Source organism: Neorhizobium sp. R1-B (assembly GCF_004368875.1).
Lineage (GTDB): Bacteria > Pseudomonadota > Alphaproteobacteria > Rhizobiales > Rhizobiaceae > Neorhizobium > Neorhizobium huautlense.
Map to the genome: position 1 here is coordinate 234,284 of NZ_SOEM01000001.1, position 15,094 is coordinate 249,377.

The 15,094-nt window shown below is 58.2% G+C and carries 17 protein-coding genes; all 17 read right to left on the reverse strand.

Annotation, left to right across the window (positions count from 1 at the left end; genetic code table 11):
- Positions 1 to 91: 91 nt before the first annotated feature.
- Entirely contained in the window at positions 92 to 631 is a 540-nt protein-coding gene (locus EDE05_RS01035; protein WP_105370681.1) for a hypothetical protein, read from the reverse strand.
- Positions 631 to 996: a hypothetical protein gene (locus EDE05_RS01040; protein WP_105370736.1), complete on the reverse strand. Its 366-nt coding sequence runs from the start codon at positions 994 to 996 to the stop codon at positions 631 to 633. Before EDE05_RS01040 ends, EDE05_RS01035 begins: the two co-directional genes overlap by 1 nt.
- Before the next feature lie 26 nt (positions 997 to 1,022).
- Positions 1,023 to 1,574 carry a rod-binding protein gene (locus tag EDE05_RS01045; protein ID WP_105370680.1) on the reverse strand — a complete coding sequence of 184 codons (552 nt, stop codon included), beginning with the start codon at positions 1,572 to 1,574 and terminating at the stop codon, positions 1,023 to 1,025.
- A 158-nt stretch (positions 1,575 to 1,732) separates the two neighbouring features.
- On the reverse strand, positions 1,733 to 2,134 hold the full coding sequence (locus tag EDE05_RS01050; RefSeq protein ID WP_134099518.1) for a hypothetical protein: 402 nt from the start codon (positions 2,132 to 2,134) through the stop codon (positions 1,733 to 1,735).
- 9 nt (positions 2,135 to 2,143) lie between these two features.
- The gene (gene fliR, locus EDE05_RS01055) at positions 2,144 to 2,896 is read right to left on the reverse strand and encodes a flagellar biosynthetic protein FliR (RefSeq protein ID WP_112797237.1); all 753 of its coding nucleotides are present in this window, start codon (positions 2,894 to 2,896) and stop codon (positions 2,144 to 2,146) included.
- A gap of 73 nt (positions 2,897 to 2,969) precedes the next feature.
- Positions 2,970 to 5,057: a flagellar biosynthesis protein FlhA gene (gene flhA, locus EDE05_RS01060; protein ID WP_105370677.1), complete on the reverse strand. Its 2,088-nt coding sequence runs from the start codon at positions 5,055 to 5,057 to the stop codon at positions 2,970 to 2,972.
- A gap of 118 nt (positions 5,058 to 5,175) precedes the next feature.
- Positions 5,176 to 5,442: a flagellar biosynthesis protein FliQ gene (fliQ, locus tag EDE05_RS01065; protein ID WP_105370676.1), complete on the reverse strand. Its 267-nt coding sequence runs from the start codon at positions 5,440 to 5,442 to the stop codon at positions 5,176 to 5,178.
- A gap of 29 nt (positions 5,443 to 5,471) precedes the next feature.
- Complete coding sequence (gene flgD / locus EDE05_RS01070; protein ID WP_112797239.1) at positions 5,472 to 5,957, reverse strand: flagellar hook assembly protein FlgD; 486 nt, start codon at positions 5,955 to 5,957, stop codon at positions 5,472 to 5,474.
- Positions 5,948 to 6,397, reverse strand: coding sequence for a flagellar biosynthesis repressor FlbT (gene flbT, locus EDE05_RS01075; RefSeq protein WP_105370674.1), 450 nt, complete (start codon positions 6,395 to 6,397; stop codon positions 5,948 to 5,950). Before flbT ends, flgD begins: the two co-directional genes overlap by 10 nt.
- A complete protein-coding gene (flaF, locus tag EDE05_RS01080) occupies positions 6,394 to 6,741 on the reverse strand; it encodes a flagellar biosynthesis regulator FlaF (RefSeq protein WP_105370673.1) in 348 nt (115 codons plus the stop codon). Before flaF ends, flbT begins: the two co-directional genes overlap by 4 nt.
- 35 nt (positions 6,742 to 6,776) lie before the next feature.
- Positions 6,777 to 7,880, reverse strand: a complete 1,104-nt coding sequence (locus EDE05_RS01085) for a flagellar hook-associated family protein (protein WP_134099521.1) — start codon at positions 7,878 to 7,880, stop codon at positions 6,777 to 6,779.
- 2 nt (positions 7,881 to 7,882) lie between these two features.
- Complete coding sequence (gene flgK, locus EDE05_RS01090) at positions 7,883 to 9,352, reverse strand: flagellar hook-associated protein FlgK (RefSeq protein ID WP_134099524.1); 1,470 nt, start codon at positions 9,350 to 9,352, stop codon at positions 7,883 to 7,885.
- A gap of 46 nt (positions 9,353 to 9,398) precedes the next feature.
- Positions 9,399 to 10,715, reverse strand: coding sequence for a flagellar hook protein FlgE (locus EDE05_RS01095; RefSeq protein WP_134099528.1), 1,317 nt, complete (start codon positions 10,713 to 10,715; stop codon positions 9,399 to 9,401).
- A 106-nt stretch (positions 10,716 to 10,821) separates the two neighbouring features.
- On the reverse strand, positions 10,822 to 11,493 hold the full coding sequence (locus EDE05_RS01100; RefSeq protein ID WP_105370669.1) for a winged helix-turn-helix domain-containing protein: 672 nt from the start codon (positions 11,491 to 11,493) through the stop codon (positions 10,822 to 10,824).
- Between the two features lie 270 nt (positions 11,494 to 11,763).
- A complete protein-coding gene (locus EDE05_RS01105) occupies positions 11,764 to 12,432 on the reverse strand; it encodes a transglycosylase SLT domain-containing protein (protein WP_245519838.1) in 669 nt (222 codons plus the stop codon).
- Complete coding sequence (locus tag EDE05_RS01110) at positions 12,362 to 13,822, reverse strand: flagellar hook-length control protein FliK (RefSeq protein ID WP_134099531.1); 1,461 nt, start codon at positions 13,820 to 13,822, stop codon at positions 12,362 to 12,364. Before EDE05_RS01110 ends, EDE05_RS01105 begins: the two co-directional genes overlap by 71 nt.
- Positions 13,819 to 15,093 (reverse strand): chemotaxis protein MotC, encoded by a 1,275-nt coding sequence (motC, locus tag EDE05_RS01115; protein WP_134099534.1) that lies wholly within the window; start codon positions 15,091 to 15,093, stop codon positions 13,819 to 13,821. Before motC ends, EDE05_RS01110 begins: the two co-directional genes overlap by 4 nt.
- Position 15,094: the final 1 nt, after the last annotated feature.

Genomic DNA, 15,094 nt, shown 5'->3' on the forward strand with positions numbered 1-15,094 from the left:
AATGCGAGAGATCCGTGCGTTTTCGGGAATCGTGGAACAAAAAAGCCGGCATGTCGGCCGGCTTCTTCTTCAATAATTTTAACCGAATTGGCTAATGGCCCGCAGATTTCGGCTCCTCGACCTTCACCCCTTCGACAATCTTCTTGCCGGGATTTGGGTTCTTGTTGCCACGGGAGGCGTTGTTGCGGATGTCTTCTTTAGAAAGGTAGTCGAGTTGCTCGACCAGCACTTCCGCCACAAGGCCATCACCCAGTCTCTTGTTCAGGTCGTCCTTGATCGTCGAACGAAATTTTTCGAGTTCGAAGGCGCCCGGTTTGCTGAGATCGACCATCTTGTTGCCGATCAGCAGCGTAAAAAGCTCGTCGGTGGTCAGCTCCGTCATTGGAAGCTTAACGCCCTTGATCTTCTCCTTGTCCATCATGAACGAGACACGGCTGAGGAAGTAGCCGCTTATCGCTCCCTCCGAAATGACCGGAATGGTGATCGATTCGCCCCGGACCAGTTCGAGAAGTTCCTTCTTCCTGGCTTCCTCGTCGACCGGCGCAGGCGCAGCCGACATCTGCACAGAGAAATACACCGCCCCGAGCGTGACGATGCAGACCCATAGACCGGTAAGAAGGAGTTTGACCATCAGACTTCGCCGTAGGTGAACTGTTCCTGAGTGTAGGTGCCGTCGCCATCCGCATCGCGCGCCGCATTCTTCAGGAGATCAGCAACCGTCCGCACCGCATGCAGATGCGCCTCGACCCGCCGCGCGTTCAGCGCCAGCTTGGCTTTCAATCCATGCATCTGGTCGATGTAGCCGATCGCAAGTTCTCTCGGATCCGTGCCGCGGAACAGCATCGTCAGCTCGTAAAGGCAGCGGCTCTTGTGAGCATTCGACACCTTGAGGTCGAATTCGGGATCACGACCGATCCGCTGATTCTCGTTGTCGATTATCATTTCCAACCGGCCAAGCACGGTCTTGATGCGATAATCATTCGAAACGACTTCCATATCTTCTGCCCCAGTCTGATTCATTGTCAGGCCTCGTTCGTCTTGCCGACGCCGAGAACCTCACGTTCGAAATCCGTAATCATGCTCATTGCGCGGCTCCGGTCATTTTCGTCGGTGGTCGCGTTTACCGCGCCCTGCCGCTCAGCCCGGTCGAGCGCCTGCGAATACATCTGTTCGGCAATGCCGATGCCGCCCTTCTGGGACATCTCGTCGGCGATCTTTTCCGCCATCATGCTCTTCCAGAATTCACCGGCAGAGCCCTTGCCGTAAACCTCTTCGGTTTCCTTCGGCAGCATGGAATTTACGAAGTTCTGCAGAATGGAGGCTTCGAACTTGCGATATTCGTCGGGCATCTCGGCCGCACGCTTCGGCGCTTCGGCATTCCCGAGACCGGCTTCAGTGGCCGGCGTATCGATCATCTTCATGGCCGCGCCGAAACCCTTGCCAACTTCCGCCAGGCTGGTCGCGGCGAAAGCCGCCTTGTTCGCCTTCAGTTTGGCCTGGGCTTCTTGCACGGCAGTCGGGTCCGCGGCACGTACGACGTCCAGGACCAGGTCGGTCGGAGGTGAAATCGCCACGCGAGCTCCTTTCGTAACGCCACGAGACGCATTTCAGGAATGCGCTCATCGACGGCTGCAATTTGAAACGGTGCAGTATCCCGTCCGAACCAAATTCGCGCCGGGCCATCTGCGTCATGAGGAGACTATGGCTCTCGAAGCTTGCTGGAGGCTGGCGCCTATTTGATCATCTGCGAGCCGAGGGTGATCTCTATGAGTTCATAAATGGAATTGTCAGCGGCTTCGCGATCCTCGTGATCGCGCGCATCCTTCATATTGTCCTGCAGGCGGTCCGCCTTGGTCCGCTCCTTCAGCACCTTCATTTCCTGGAGTTGCTGGACGCCAGCAAGCTGGCGCTCCTTGGTTGTCAGGCGCCCAAAGCGCTCGGCATATTGCTGCGAGAACTGACGATGGATCGGATGCATGGAACCGATCGCGTCAATCACTTCTTCCATGGACTGATTGATCTCCGCGCGATGCCGAGTGGTCGCAGCGAGTTCATGTTCCGCCATCTTCTCGATATGCCGCTGGACCGCTACAAGGCGCTTGAGCTTTTCGGAACGCTTCACTGGACCGGCCATGCCGCTCTCCTAGAAAGACAGGAAGATCGGCGCAAACCCATCCGCATATTGCCGGATGAGAGCCGCGATCGACAGATAGAGAAGGAAAAGCCCGCCCATGAGAAGGAAGGGCGTCGAGATGAAATACACCGGGATCTGCGGCGCAAGCTTGTTGACGAGACCGACCGCCACGTTGAACATCAGGCCATAGATCAGAAATGGGCTTGCCAGCCTCAGCATGATCATGGTCGAGGCGCGCAGGGTGTCGGTCAGCGTGATCAGCATCTTTTGCGAATCAATGACCGCGCCGACGGGCGTAGCCGTATAGGAATCGATCAGCGCGCGGAACACCACGTGGTGGAAGTCCATCATGAACAGCAAGAGGAGACCGCTCAGCGTCAGCAGGTTCGTGAGCTGGTTTTCGTTCGTGTCTTCCAGGACATCATGCCCCCCTGGTGCCGTAAAGCCGATCGCCATGGTCAGGATCGAGCCCGTGAACTGCATGCCGAGCGTATAGAGCCGGGCAATCAACCCGTAAACGATGCCGACCATCGCCTCCGTGAAGATCAGCCCGATGAAAGTTGCACTGGGGGATGAGGCTTTCGGATAGATCGTATCCCACAGGACCGGCAACATCGCCATGGACAGGGCGACGGCTGCAAACAGTCGCACCTGAGGCGGCACGCGTGCGCTTCCAAAGCCCGGAAGTACCATGACGCACCCACCCATTCGGCAGAATGCCAGGAAAAGTGCGAGTATGGTCCCTTGCGGGTCGGTTATCATCTGAGAATCGTCCTTTGCGGACAGTCTAAGGGTTTTCAAGACGGAATAAAACGTTCCGCCTCGAAACGCTTCCTCACGAAATGGCGCCCAGGATCTTGATCTCGAGCCCCTTGGCGAGCTCCACATGGGAGAGGACCGGCAAGGTGGCGAACAGCCGCTCGATGATCATGCGCACATAGGAACGGGTCTCCGGCGAGGTGACGAGGACAAACGGCAGGCCGCGGTCCATGAATTCGCGGATGACCTTCGTGGCCTGCTCGCTGAACTCTTCGAGCGTTCGCGGATCGATATCGAATTCGATAACCTCGCCCTTGTTGTCGCGCTTGAGCGCCTGATGGAAGAGCATGTCCCACTTGTTGCCGAGCCGGAGCACGCGCAACACGCCATTGTCTGCAAGATCGCCGCACAGTTGCTGCGCCATGCGCACGCGTACGTGCTCCACGATCTGCTCGGTCTTTCGGACGTGCGGTGCAAGTTCCGCCACGGCTTCGAGAATGAGATGAAGGTTGCGGATCGACACGCGTTCGGCCAGCAACAGTTTGAGCACCGCCTGGAGGCCCGAATAGGACATATGCGACGAACAGATCTCGTCGGCGAGCTTCTTGTATTCCGGATCGAGACGCTCGATCAGGATCTTGACGTCCTTATAGGACAGAAGCTGCGGCAGATTGTTGCGGATGACCTCCGACAGATGCGTCAGCACGACCGAGACATTGTCGATCGGGTGGAAGCCTTCGCGTTTCAGGTCTTCTGCAAAAGTTTCCAGGATCGAAACCGCCGGCATGCCGAAGGCCGGCTCGCGAATTTCGTCCCCGGGAATGCTCGGCTTGCGGCCCGATCCGGTAACGACCAGGACATCACCCACACGCAGGGTGTTCGACGCGATCGTCGTGCCGTGAATGCGGATGCCATAGGACTTTTCCGGTATGGCGATATCGTCGGTAACCTTGATCTCCGGGACCACGAAACCATACTGGGTGGCGAACTTCTTGCGCATCTTGCCGACGCGGAAGGCGAGTTCCTGATGGGCACCGAGGAGACGCGTGGAAACCTGCTTGCCGAGGGCGAGCTCGATTTCCGCAGTCTTGAGGACCGACTTGACGGAATCCTTCTCCGCTTCCTTGGTCTGGACAACCTTCTTCTCCTCGTCTTCCCGACGAGCCTTGTTTTCCGCCTCGATGCGCCGCGGCACGAGCCAGGCGCCGAAGCCCATAAGAGCACCGAGCGTCATGAAAGGCAAAAGCGGCAGGCCGGGAACAATGGCGAGAAGCGCCATAAGGCCGGCAGACACTGAAAGAGCGCGCGGATAACCAGCCAGCTGATCGACGACGGCCTTGTCGGTCGATCCTGCCGTACCGCCGCGGGTGACCAGAAGGCCTGCTGCAAGCGAAACGATGAGTGCCGGGATCTGGGATACGATACCGTCGCCAACCGACAGCTTGACGAAAACGTCCGCCGCCTCGCCGATTTCCATCCCGTGGCGGAAGTAGCCGATGATGACGCCGCCGAAAATATTGATCGCGGTGATGATGAGACCGGCGATCGCATCGCCGCGCACAAATTTGGACGCACCGTCCATGGCCCCGAAGAAGGAGCTTTCTTCCTCGAGCTCCGAGCGGCGGCGCTGTGCCTCTTTTTCATCGATGATGCCCGCCGACAGGTCAGCGTCGATCGACATCTGCTTGCCGGGAATGGCGTCGAGGGTGAAGCGCGCGCCGACTTCCGCGATACGGGTCGCACCCTTGGTGATGACGATGAAGTTCACCGTCACCAGGATCATGAAGACGATCACGCCGATGACGAAATCGCCCGACATGACGAGGCTGGAGAACCCCTGGATGACATTGCCTGCCGCCCCGTGGCCTTCATGCCCATGTGACAGGATCACGCGCGTCGTCGCGATATTCAGCGACAAACGCACCATGGTGGCGATCAGCAAGATGGTCGGGAAGGAGGAGAAATCCAACGGTCGCTGGATCCACAGCGAGACCATCAGGATCAGCACCGAGAAGGCGATCGAAAATGCCAGCCCCACGTCGATCAGGAACGGCGGTATCGGCAGGAACAGGATACAGAGGATGGCGACGATGCCGAGAGCAAAGCCGACATCGCGGCCGCTCGGGGTTACCTTCGGAATGGATAAAGCAGGTGGTTGCGCCATGGAGGTCCCGTCTCTTCATGAGATGGCGGCAGGACATGCTCCTGCCAGTTTCACGTCATGACTAAACGGCGAAGCTTGCGCGAAGGTGGGGCGGCAAACCGAAAGCGGATGCAGCCGGTCAGAAACCGGACTGGACCCTCGAAAAAACCAGATTGGCAAAAAGATTGATCTGGCTGCCGATGAATGGCGCGGTGATGCCGATCGTTACCAGGATGGCAACGATCTTCGGTACGAATGTCAGCGTCATTTCCTGGATCTGCGTCAGTGCCTGGAGAAAGGCGATCGCCACACCCACGACCATGGCTACCAGCACGGCCGGACCGGAGGCGATCAGGACCGTCCAGATAGCCGCCTGCATGATATCAAGGGCATCCGCCTCATTCATCGCGCTCGTCCGATTCGCGTGTGACTCGATCAGCTACTTTTATCGGTATCGTCGTTATCCGTCGAGCCGTCGGTCGTATCCTTGGTGCCGGTTGTCAATGGCGTGTCGGAAAACACGACGCCGGCCTGGAGCAGGATCTTTTCGTTCTTGTCGGTGATGGCAACGACGCCATCTGCGTAGACTTCGACTTCTTTGACCTTGCCAGTCATCGTGTCGTCGGCGCTCTTGACATATTTGCCGATGAGGTCGGTGGCGCGGGTCAGGGCTTCCGCCTGAAGCATGCTCTTCAGGTGGGTATTCGTCTGGATCGACTGTTCGACCTGCGAGAACGTTGCGAGCTGGGCGATCTGTTCGCTCGCATCCATGGGGTCGGTCGGATCCTGATACTTCATCTGCGCAATTAGGAGCTGCAGGAAGTTGTTGTAGTTGAGGCTGGCCTTATCGGAGGCATTTGTCGATGAACCCGCATTCGCCCAGGGATTGGCGGTTGCCGAGGTGATCGGGGTCACCGCCATGGGGCAATCTCCTTGCGGATGCGTTCGACGGTTGCCGGCGCGATTTCCTGATTGTTCAGAATGCGGTCTTCCACCGGATAGAGGGCGCGGATCGCTTTGAGTGCATCGAAGGCGCGGCCTGACGCGACCATGCCGTCAATCCGCTTCAGCTCCGCCAACACCTCATCGTCATGGAAGCAGGTCAGCAGCATGGCCACCGATTTGCGGAACAGCGTCATCGACTGCTCCTTGCCTTCGGGGTTGATCAGCATCATCTGAGCGATGAAGTAGAGCTGCCTGAGCGGCGTGGTCGCATCCTCCGGCTGAAGAACGTGGTTTTCCAGCAGGAACGTGACGTCGTTGAGGAATTCCAGCGCGACCTTTCGATCAACGCGCAGCACGGCGCCGTTGATGAAGATCCTTTCGCCGGACTTCAGAGAGATGCGAAGCGTACTTTTCATTTAAGTCCATCCCTGATGATGGTGGTCACGTCTATAATGCCCTGGAAATTCGTCGACTCGCGTTTCCGGATCTTTTCGCATTCCTTCAATATCCAGATAGCGATAGAGATCAGGTCGGCGCGCAGTTCCGTCGCCAATTCGTTGTCCGGTTGTTTCAGGTCCTCAATGAACCTGATCCACACACGCCGGGTATAAAAGAGAGCCTCGACCGTCGTGCGCGTATAATGCCCGTCGTCGCGGGCCGCCGCCAACAATTCGATCGAACGATCGAGGGCCTGCCGTTCACGATCCTTGGCGTTTGCAACGCCATCCTCCATGATCTCGGCATATGAAAACTGGTACATTCATGTATCCTTCTTCATGAGCCTTCCTTTAGTCATCAAAGGAAGTTGGCAAGGCTCAACTGCTGTATCTTTGCCGTTACCGTATATGCGGTTTCCAGAAGCGTCTTCAGTGCGTTGAGACGAGTTGCAGCTTCCTCCGGATCGACATTCTCGAGGCCGATCAGGCCTTTCGTCAGAATATCTTTCTGCGCCTGCAACCTTTCCTCAGCCTTGGAGACGCGTTCGGTATAAATACCGATTGTAGTCCGCTGCTGGTTAATACTATCTACACCGTTCATCGCTTCGCTGATGACAGACCGTGTCCGCGCGCCAACCGCCTGGCGGGCCTTGTCGTCCATGTTCGGCTGCAGCAACTCCAGCGACACGATGGAGGCGAAGGCGAACTTGCGCATGCCTGCCTTATTGGCGTTGGTGGAGCTTTCCACCACTTCGCTCTGGCTGATGCGGCTCTTCATGTTTTCGTCGCTGGCGTCCGAGAAGAAGGTCGTCCAGAAATCCTGGCCGGCAAGAGCCAGCGGATGAGGCGGGCTGGTGAGTGGAGCGGTGCCATCGAACTTCTTCCCGAGGTCGTCGAGGAAGGTATTCATCTCGGTCTCTGTCATGACCGATAGGCTCGCGATGCCGTTTGTCGTCATGTAGTGGTTCAGCTCGGTATCGAATGCCGCCTTGGCGGGCGATCCTGCTGCGAAATAATCCTCCATCGGCTTCACGTCGGTGTTGATGCCGGCAAAGATATACTCACCCTGGACCGAGGTATTCGCAAAATTGGTGAAGGCGTCGAGGGCGGACTGCATGGTCGTGCGGGCCGTGGCAAGGCTCGTCGCGTCCGTGGAGTTGCCAAGGGTCAGAATTGCGCCCTGGATATCGAGCCCCAGCTCGTTCATCTTCGACAGGGCCAGTTCGGCGCTTTCCAGCCGCTGCGTGGCGAGCGCCGCCGTATTGTAGAGCGATTCGATGCGAGTGATATCGCGAGACAGGTCGATGGCGCGTGACGTATTGGCTCCGAGTGCGACGCCAAGGTCCGCGTGCTTCTGCGTAACGGCCTCCTGGTTCGCTTTCACCATCTCGCGCTGAACGCCTGAAATGGCGTTTCGCATGGTCGTCTGAATGGACAAAGTGGAAATGAAAGAGGTCTTCATGATCAGCTCGCAATATCCAGCAGGGCCTGCATCATCTCATCAACCGTCGCCATCAATTTGGTGCCGGCCTTGTAAGACTGTTCGATATCCAGCAGCAGCGACAGTTCCTCGTCGAGACTGACGCCCGTGCTGCTGGAATAGGCTTCCAACGTGCGGGTCAAAAGCGCCGTCTTGGTCTCATCGGAGGCCGTTGCCGTACTGCGAAGCTGCTCCAACCAACCCATGGAATCTGCAGCGAAGGAAAGAAGGTCCGGAGCGTCCGCAATTTGGGTGTTGGTATCAAAGGTCATCGGGCCTTCGAGGCTTTCATTGTACTTGTCCAGCAGGTCACGATAGCTGCTGCCGCCGGTGTTAACGACGTAAGCAGCGCCGTTGATACCGCCGTCGCGCAGTTTGTCGGGCGTGCCTGTGGGAGGAACAACAACCGGATTGACGAAAATCCGCGATGCGATCCCCGGAACGACGGCGCCGGCGGCCGGGATAGCAGTCTGCTGCACGCCAGCGGCGTCCTTGTAGGTGAAAAGGCCGGTCTGGGGAACGAGCAGGCCGGTTGGCCCGGTCTCTGCAAAAACCGTGATCAGTCCCCTTGCGATTTCGTCGAGCTGGCTTTGGAAGATGGGGGCGACCGTATCGCGGACCTGCATCAGCGCCTGAAGCGATCCCTTGGCGGTGGTATTGCCGGATACGCCCGGCTTCAACGCCACTCCGTCGATATAGACGCCGTTTCCAACCGTGGAAGCATCGAAAGCTGCGGTCGCCTGGAACGTAACCTTACGGGGCACGGCCTCGAACAGCGTCACGCCATCCGAAGTGTAGAGCACCATATCGTTGTCGCCCCGGACGTAGGACGTTACGCCGACGATCTCGGAGATTTTCTTGAGGAGGCCATCACGCTCATCGAGTGCGTCGTTTGCGTCAGCGCCGCTCGCGGTGGCGTTCTTGACCTGGTTGTTGACCGCTTCGAACTTGGCAAGCAACGCATTCAGCGTGTCGACGTCCTGCTTGATCTGGTCGTCAGCGTCCTTGCGGATCTTCTGAAGCTTGTCTGCAGCCGTATTCAGGCCGGATGCCAGATCCTGCGCGGTTGAGATAACCGCGCCGCCAAGGCCCGTATCGTTAGCCTTGGAAGTAAAAGCGTCCAGGTTGTTACGGAAGGCGGTAATGAGCTTGGCGGGGGAGATTTCGCTGTCGTTCCCCCCCATCAGATTCTTGATCTCGGTAAGGCCGGCGAGGAGTGTCGCCTGACCGCTTGCAACAGAGGAGCTTTCGATCGTCTGGCGCAGGAGCGGAGAGTTCTGGGCGCGAACGATGTCGTCGATCACCGCCCCGTTGCCGCCGGTAACGACCACCGCCGAGCGGCGGACATAATCCGGGTTCTGTGCATTGGCAATGTTCTTCGACACCACACCGGACTGCGTGCCGGAGTTGGTGAAGATGGACTGCGCCGTGGACAATGCTGATGCAAGCGACATTTTTTACTAACCTCTTGAGACTTATTCTCTCGATCGTCCCGTCCGGTTATCTCTTCAGGTTGATGAGGACGTCCATCAAGTCTGAGCCGGTCTGAAATACTTTGGAGTTCGCCGTGTAGACGCGCTGCGATTCGATCATCTCGGTGAGCTCGCTGGCGATATCGACGTTGGAGCTTTCCAGCGCGCCCGAATAAACCTGGCCGAAAGAGCCACTTTGCGGGAAGCCGATGGTGACAACACCGGAGTCATTGGTCGGCAGATAAACGTTGCCGTTCTGCGGCAGCATCTTGTCGATCGCCGGAACCGTGGCAAGCGCTACCTGGTAGATCGGACGGCGACCGCCATCCTGATAGACTGCCGTGACGAGACCGTCGCCGCCGATTTCGACGTCCGTAATCGGGCTCGGCGCATTGCCGTCGATGATGCCCTTGCCCGGCGTGAAGTCGCTGGCAAACTGCGTCATGTCCGAAAGGTCAATAGTAATCGTCTGAGCTGGAGTCGCGCCATCGTTAGGATCTGTGATGACTATTTCCTTCATCGATCCAGTCGACGGAGGGCCGACAACATAAGGAGCGGCCAGCAACTTGTTGGTATTGGGATCGAACCGTAGAATGGCCTTCTGTTGTACGAGCACCTCTGGCGCAGTCACCGTATATGGGAAGCCGCCGTTAGTCGATTGATCCTGGCGATAGACCATAACTTCCCACTCGTTATTGGCAGTCTTGGTGTAGTAGAAGTCATAAAGAACCTTGGCGCCGGCATGATCGTAAGCCGTCAGCGAGCTCTTGTTGGTGATCACGCTGGTGGCGACGTTGTCGCTCGGACGTGTGCCGGGGGGCACGATAGCCGCTTCCTTGTCCAGGTTGGCCGGGAAGCTGCCTTGCGTGGACGGAGAGGATACGAGGCCGAAGTCGTTGATGTTGATCGCTTCAAGCCCGTTGAAGCCGTTGACGACCGCAGCCGGCGGGTTCGAGCCGTAGGGATATCCCATCAGCTGGTAACCGGCAGTGTTGACGAGGTAGCCATTGGCATCCTTCTGGAAGGCGCCGGCGCGGGTCAGATAGGGAGAGCCATTCTGGTCGCTGACGATGAAGAAGCCTTCGCCCTGGATGGCAAGATCGGTGTTCGACGTGGTGTACTGGATACCGCCCTGTTCGGCGATGCTGTAGCGGACATTGGTTTCCACACCGCCCGACGAATAGGAACCCTGGGTGGAGGGCAGAACCAACGAAGAAAATGCCGTTGATGCACGCTTGTAACCGGCTGTGCTCGAATTGGCGATGTTATCGCCCACTGTGCCGAGGCGATTGGCCTGGGCATTCATACCAGAGACGGCCGTTTTCATCGTGCCGAAAATGCTCATAGGAAATCTCCGCTTTATCTGATGGAGAGAGTAGGATGCGGGCCTTGCGTGAAGCTGTCTGCTTTCCGTGTCCGCCGAAAATAAGCGGCAAGGCCCTTCTGAAATATCAGTTCCAGTCGATGCAATAGCCAAGGAAACGCTTGGAATCGACCGGATCGAAGCCGAGCTTCTTACGCAGTTTCTTGCGCAGCTTGCTGATATGGCTTTCGACGACGTTCTCTTCGACTTCCTCGTCGAAGATGCCGTAGATGGCATTGAAAATCTGCGTCTTGGAAACACGCCGGCCACGGTTGGAGACCAGGTATTCCAGAATGCGCCGCTCGCGGCGCGGAAGTGCGAAAACTTCGCCTTCGATTTCCGGGTCACGACCATCGGAGAATACACGGATGGGACCGATATCGGTGAAGTTCGCGATTGCCTTCAGACGACGGCGGATTGCTGCCGCACGTGCCAGGATTTCGCGGGGATGGACCGGCTTACGCACCACGTCATCGACGCCGCTATCGAAGAAGGCAAGGGTTGCTTCCAGGGACGGAGCGTCGCTGACTGCGATCACCGGCGCCATGGACCGGTCCCGGATTGCCCGCGGCAGTTCAAGCGTCCGCTCGCCCTGACCGATCAGAAAGGCCTCGACCGCCGCGATGTCCGCATCAGCTGCCGTATTGACCCATTCGCCGAATTCTTTTGGATCGAACCCCGTGGACGGAATTCCTTCGCGTCCAAAAAGAGAAGTGTATCCGTCTTTCACGAGCTCACGCTCATCAACCACTACGATCATTCGCCGCCTCCGAATCAGTTGTGGTACCTCGATTGACCTATGGGTACGAATCGCGGGAATCGGAGACAAGCTGTGTGAAATTAACCAAACAAATTAATAGTTGATTAACCATTGGCGTGCGATTTGCACTAGATATAGTGGGTAGGCACTTTTGCGGCACAAATTTTTAGTGGAAAAATTAACACCTCTTCAAGAAGTGCTTGCGCTGCCATTTTCGCCATATTTCGTCAACCGCACAATTTTGCGATTCTTTTGGCGAGGCGCTCGCCCTCAGGTTGCGGGGTTATTGCAGAAGCGAGAGGCGTTGGTCGTCCAGTTTCCGTACCCTGTGGCGACCAGATTGCTGATCACACGGCAGACATATCTCTTCTGAGCAGGATCATTGTTAGGTCCGGCGTGGTATCTTGCTACCGCCATTGTCCATGTCTCATGACGGTCGTGCAGGTTGCGCAGGAACTTTGCCGCATACTCCACATTGCGCCTCGGATCGAACATCTCTTCTGGAGACGAGAAGTTTTCGCCGTGGAAATGATGATTGATCTGCATGCAACCGATGTCGATCAACCTCATCCCCTGTCGCTTTGCCGCATAAAAGGCGGTGATAGCCTCCTGCTGGGAGGCAGAAAAATAGGCTTTGCCTTCCACGTTCATAGCGAACGGGCTGAGGCTCCCTTTGCGTCCCGTCTCGGTCAGTCCGACCGAGTAGAGAATGCCTTCCGGGATCCCATACTTGGCCGCCGCAGCTTGAATCTCGCGCTCGCAAGCTCCGGGGTTAACCGGAGCCCGCGGAAAGACCGGCGCGCTGGCTGCTGTCGGAGCGCGAGGAGCAACCTGCGTGGATGCGCTGAAAAGAGATCCGGCGGGCGCCTCAGAGGTAGAGATCGCCAGGGCGAGCGCTGCCAGAAGGCGCACCTGCCGTGCTGTCCAAAGCCGCATCATTCGTATTCCTCGCTCCTGGCTCAACCGATTGGCGGTTTCCCGTCTGTTCCTGGCCGCGTCCGGCGGCAGAGCCCTGCCGACCGCCGTCAGCCTGAGCCTGCGGACCTGCCTGACCTTGCTGCCCCTGTTGGCCGCCGGCGGCTTCCGAATCCGCCGTTGGAGCAATGCTGATGGTTACCTGTTCGACGGCAAAGCCCTGGGCGCGAAGTGCGTCGAGGATACCGCTGCTGTCTTCGCTGAGCTGCATGTAGGCGGCTCGCGTCTCGACGGTGAGGTGCACGTTCAGCGCTTCCCCATGAAGCCTCAGCATGGCCGTCACCGATCCCAGATCATGCGGGTTCATCTGCAGCTTGAGCGTATTGACCACCGTACCGGTGCTGGTCTGCGCCGCGATGTTGGAGAGCTCGGAGCTCGGATGCATCGCCGCCGCCCATTCGGAATTGCCTGAAAGCATCGCCGTGAGATTGGCACTGTTCGAATTTTGTGCGAGGCCCAGGAACCGTCGCGACTCGAGTACGGTGACGTTCTCGGCAGCTCCATTCGATGAAGCCTTGAATTCCACGGTCGGACGCTCGCCGCTACGCTCGTCAACGGTCATATTGAGGCTCTGGCCCTCACCGCGGGCATTGGTGAAGCGGAACTGGCCGGTCCCGGGAACGCTCGTCTCGCCATCGGTCGGCATCGAAAGCGGATCCGAGGACGCGCTGGCCGCCAAACTGAAGCGTCTGGTTTCGTCAACGCCGCTAATCCCGGCAGCCTCGGCACGATCTTCCGCACCCTTCTGCCGCTTGCCCTGAGACCCCGCCGTGTTCTTCGGCATCGCGGCCTGAAGTTCACTCGCGGCTACCTCGCCGCCCAACAACGACAAGACGTCGGCAATCTTGCTGTCGTCGGCATCCAGAATGGAGAGATCGAGACCTGGGTCTGCCTCTTCAGGCTCAGCCTGTTCGCTCTTGCCGTCGGGTTTGCGGGCGGCGGCCAGTTCATCCGATTTTCGGACAATGGCCTTGGCGGTGACGAGCGCATCGCGAAGCTTCTTCTCCGCCGGCGTCAGCTGCTTTTCATCATTTGCCGTAGCAACCTTGCTCACCGCATCGAGCACGCTTTCGCTTCTCTCCAGCGTGCGCCGAAGGCTTTCGGGGCGGAGGTCGATGATGGGTTTGCGCGTTGCGGGCTTTTCACCAACGGTCACGCGATCGCCCTCAGCGGGCTCCCCGTCATCCGACATGTCGCCATGGCGCTGAGAAGGCACGTCCTGATCCAAACCCGAAAGGGCGTCGGAGAAGCCGTTCGGTGATGCATCGGCGCCCTTTCGGCCGGCGACAGCTTGTTTTGCCGACGAAGCCGCATCGGCTGCGCCGGTCTTGCCACCCAGAATGTCGGTAATCATTTGGACGGACTCTCCTCCATCAGCATTTCATCGATAGCATTCAATTTCGAACGACCACTATCGACGTATGTCTGGAAGGCCGGATCGAATTTGACAGCGGTGCCGGCCGTCGGATCTTCCGAGGCGGAGGCAGGCCCAGCGATCTCATTTCTGGGCAACGCGACTGGGGATTTCGCGTCTTCTGTGGTGGTCACTTTGATTGCTTCGTCTTGTGCGAAGCTTTCCTCTTCCGGCTTGCTAACGACCTGTTCGGCAATCGTTTTTGCCGCCCGGCGCAGGGCCTTGTCACGGACCGAAAGCGTCTCTTCGGGAACCTCGCTTATGGCCTTCATGGCTGCATGAATGTCATTCGTCGGAATGCCGGCAAGCCCGCCGTAAAGCCGCGCGAGTGCCTCGGGCACGGGATTTCCCGCCAGTGCTTCGACTTTTGTGGAGGCGAGGCGAGCAAGATCGTTATTGCCGGCGATGGCGGCTGCGCGGGCAATCCTGAGGAAGACCTCCCGGCGACGGTCTGCATCCATGAACTCGATCGCCCCGTCTACGTCATTTTCCGTGATCGCACCGAAATGGGAAACGACAAGCTGCACGAAGAAATCGGCGAACTGACTGGCATAGGGGGAATGAACGAAACGACGGGCGTATCGGCGCGAATAGGAAAGCGCTTCCTTGACCATGTTGGCGTCGACCGTAATGGCCACCGAACGGCGAAGAGCAGCTTCCTCTATGATGGTACCGGGCGCCGTCAACCGTGCCCAGTCGTAAAATCCGAGTGCTGCCTTCGGATCATTCACAACCGCCACATTGCCGCTGACCAAAGCGAGGTAGGGGCCGAGCTTCTCGTCGCGGTATTCCTTGGTCATCTCTCCCAGGCTCTTCGCGACCAGAGTGCCCTTGCCGCTGAGATATTTTCGGAGAGCCTCCGCCACGCGATTGTCGAAATTGCCGGCGATGTCGCGCGAGGCGAGATATTCGAGCGTTTCGGGATTGCCGCCGCTCATGGCATAGATCAAGGCGGCATCGACATTGCGCGGATCCTCGAAGACCGAGGGGTCGGCGGTTCTCAAGCGCTGGTCGATCGTGGCAAGCATGAATCGCTGCATCTCCGCAGCGGAGTGATCGCCGAGGACAACGGAATCCTGCACGAACTGGAGCGAACGAAGCATGGCGTAGGGCGGCAGCTCGGTACGGTCCTGCGCAAACGCCGGATGCGTAAGAGCTGAGCCCAGGACCAGAGCAGCCGTCAACAGGGACCGTATGCCCGCAAGCGCCATA

Coding starts and splice junctions, on each gene's coding strand:
- EDE05_RS01095 (WP_134099528.1), bottom strand. CDS start 10,715: ATGAGCATTTTCGGCACGATGAAAACGGCCGTCTCTGGTATGAATGCC.
- fliQ (WP_105370676.1), bottom strand. CDS start 5,442: ATGAATGAGGCGGATGCCCTTGATATCATGCAGGCGGCTATCTGGACG.
- motC (WP_134099534.1), bottom strand. CDS start 15,093: ATGGCGCTTGCGGGCATACGGTCCCTGTTGACGGCTGCTCTGGTCCTG.
- EDE05_RS01100 (WP_105370669.1), bottom strand. CDS start 11,493: ATGATCGTAGTGGTTGATGAGCGTGAGCTCGTGAAAGACGGATACACT.
- flaF (WP_105370673.1), bottom strand. CDS start 6,741: ATGTACCAGTTTTCATATGCCGAGATCATGGAGGATGGCGTTGCAAAC.
- flbT (WP_105370674.1), bottom strand. CDS start 6,397: ATGAAAAGTACGCTTCGCATCTCTCTGAAGTCCGGCGAAAGGATCTTC.
- EDE05_RS01040 (WP_105370736.1), bottom strand. CDS start 996: ATGGAAGTCGTTTCGAATGATTATCGCATCAAGACCGTGCTTGGCCGG.
- EDE05_RS01050 (WP_134099518.1), bottom strand. CDS start 2,134: ATGGCCGGTCCAGTGAAGCGTTCCGAAAAGCTCAAGCGCCTTGTAGCG.
- fliR (WP_112797237.1), bottom strand. CDS start 2,896: ATGATAACCGACCCGCAAGGGACCATACTCGCACTTTTCCTGGCATTC.
- flgD (WP_112797239.1), bottom strand. CDS start 5,957: ATGGCGGTGACCCCGATCACCTCGGCAACCGCCAATCCCTGGGCGAAT.
- EDE05_RS01085 (WP_134099521.1), bottom strand. CDS start 7,880: ATGAAGACCTCTTTCATTTCCACTTTGTCCATTCAGACGACCATGCGA.
- flgK (WP_134099524.1), bottom strand. CDS start 9,352: ATGTCGCTTGCATCAGCATTGTCCACGGCGCAGTCCATCTTCACCAAC.
- EDE05_RS01105 (WP_245519838.1), bottom strand. CDS start 12,432: ATGATGCGGCTTTGGACAGCACGGCAGGTGCGCCTTCTGGCAGCGCTC.
- EDE05_RS01035 (WP_105370681.1), bottom strand. CDS start 631: ATGGTCAAACTCCTTCTTACCGGTCTATGGGTCTGCATCGTCACGCTC.
- flhA (WP_105370677.1), bottom strand. CDS start 5,057: ATGGCGCAACCACCTGCTTTATCCATTCCGAAGGTAACCCCGAGCGGC.
- EDE05_RS01110 (WP_134099531.1), bottom strand. CDS start 13,822: ATGATTACCGACATTCTGGGTGGCAAGACCGGCGCAGCCGATGCGGCT.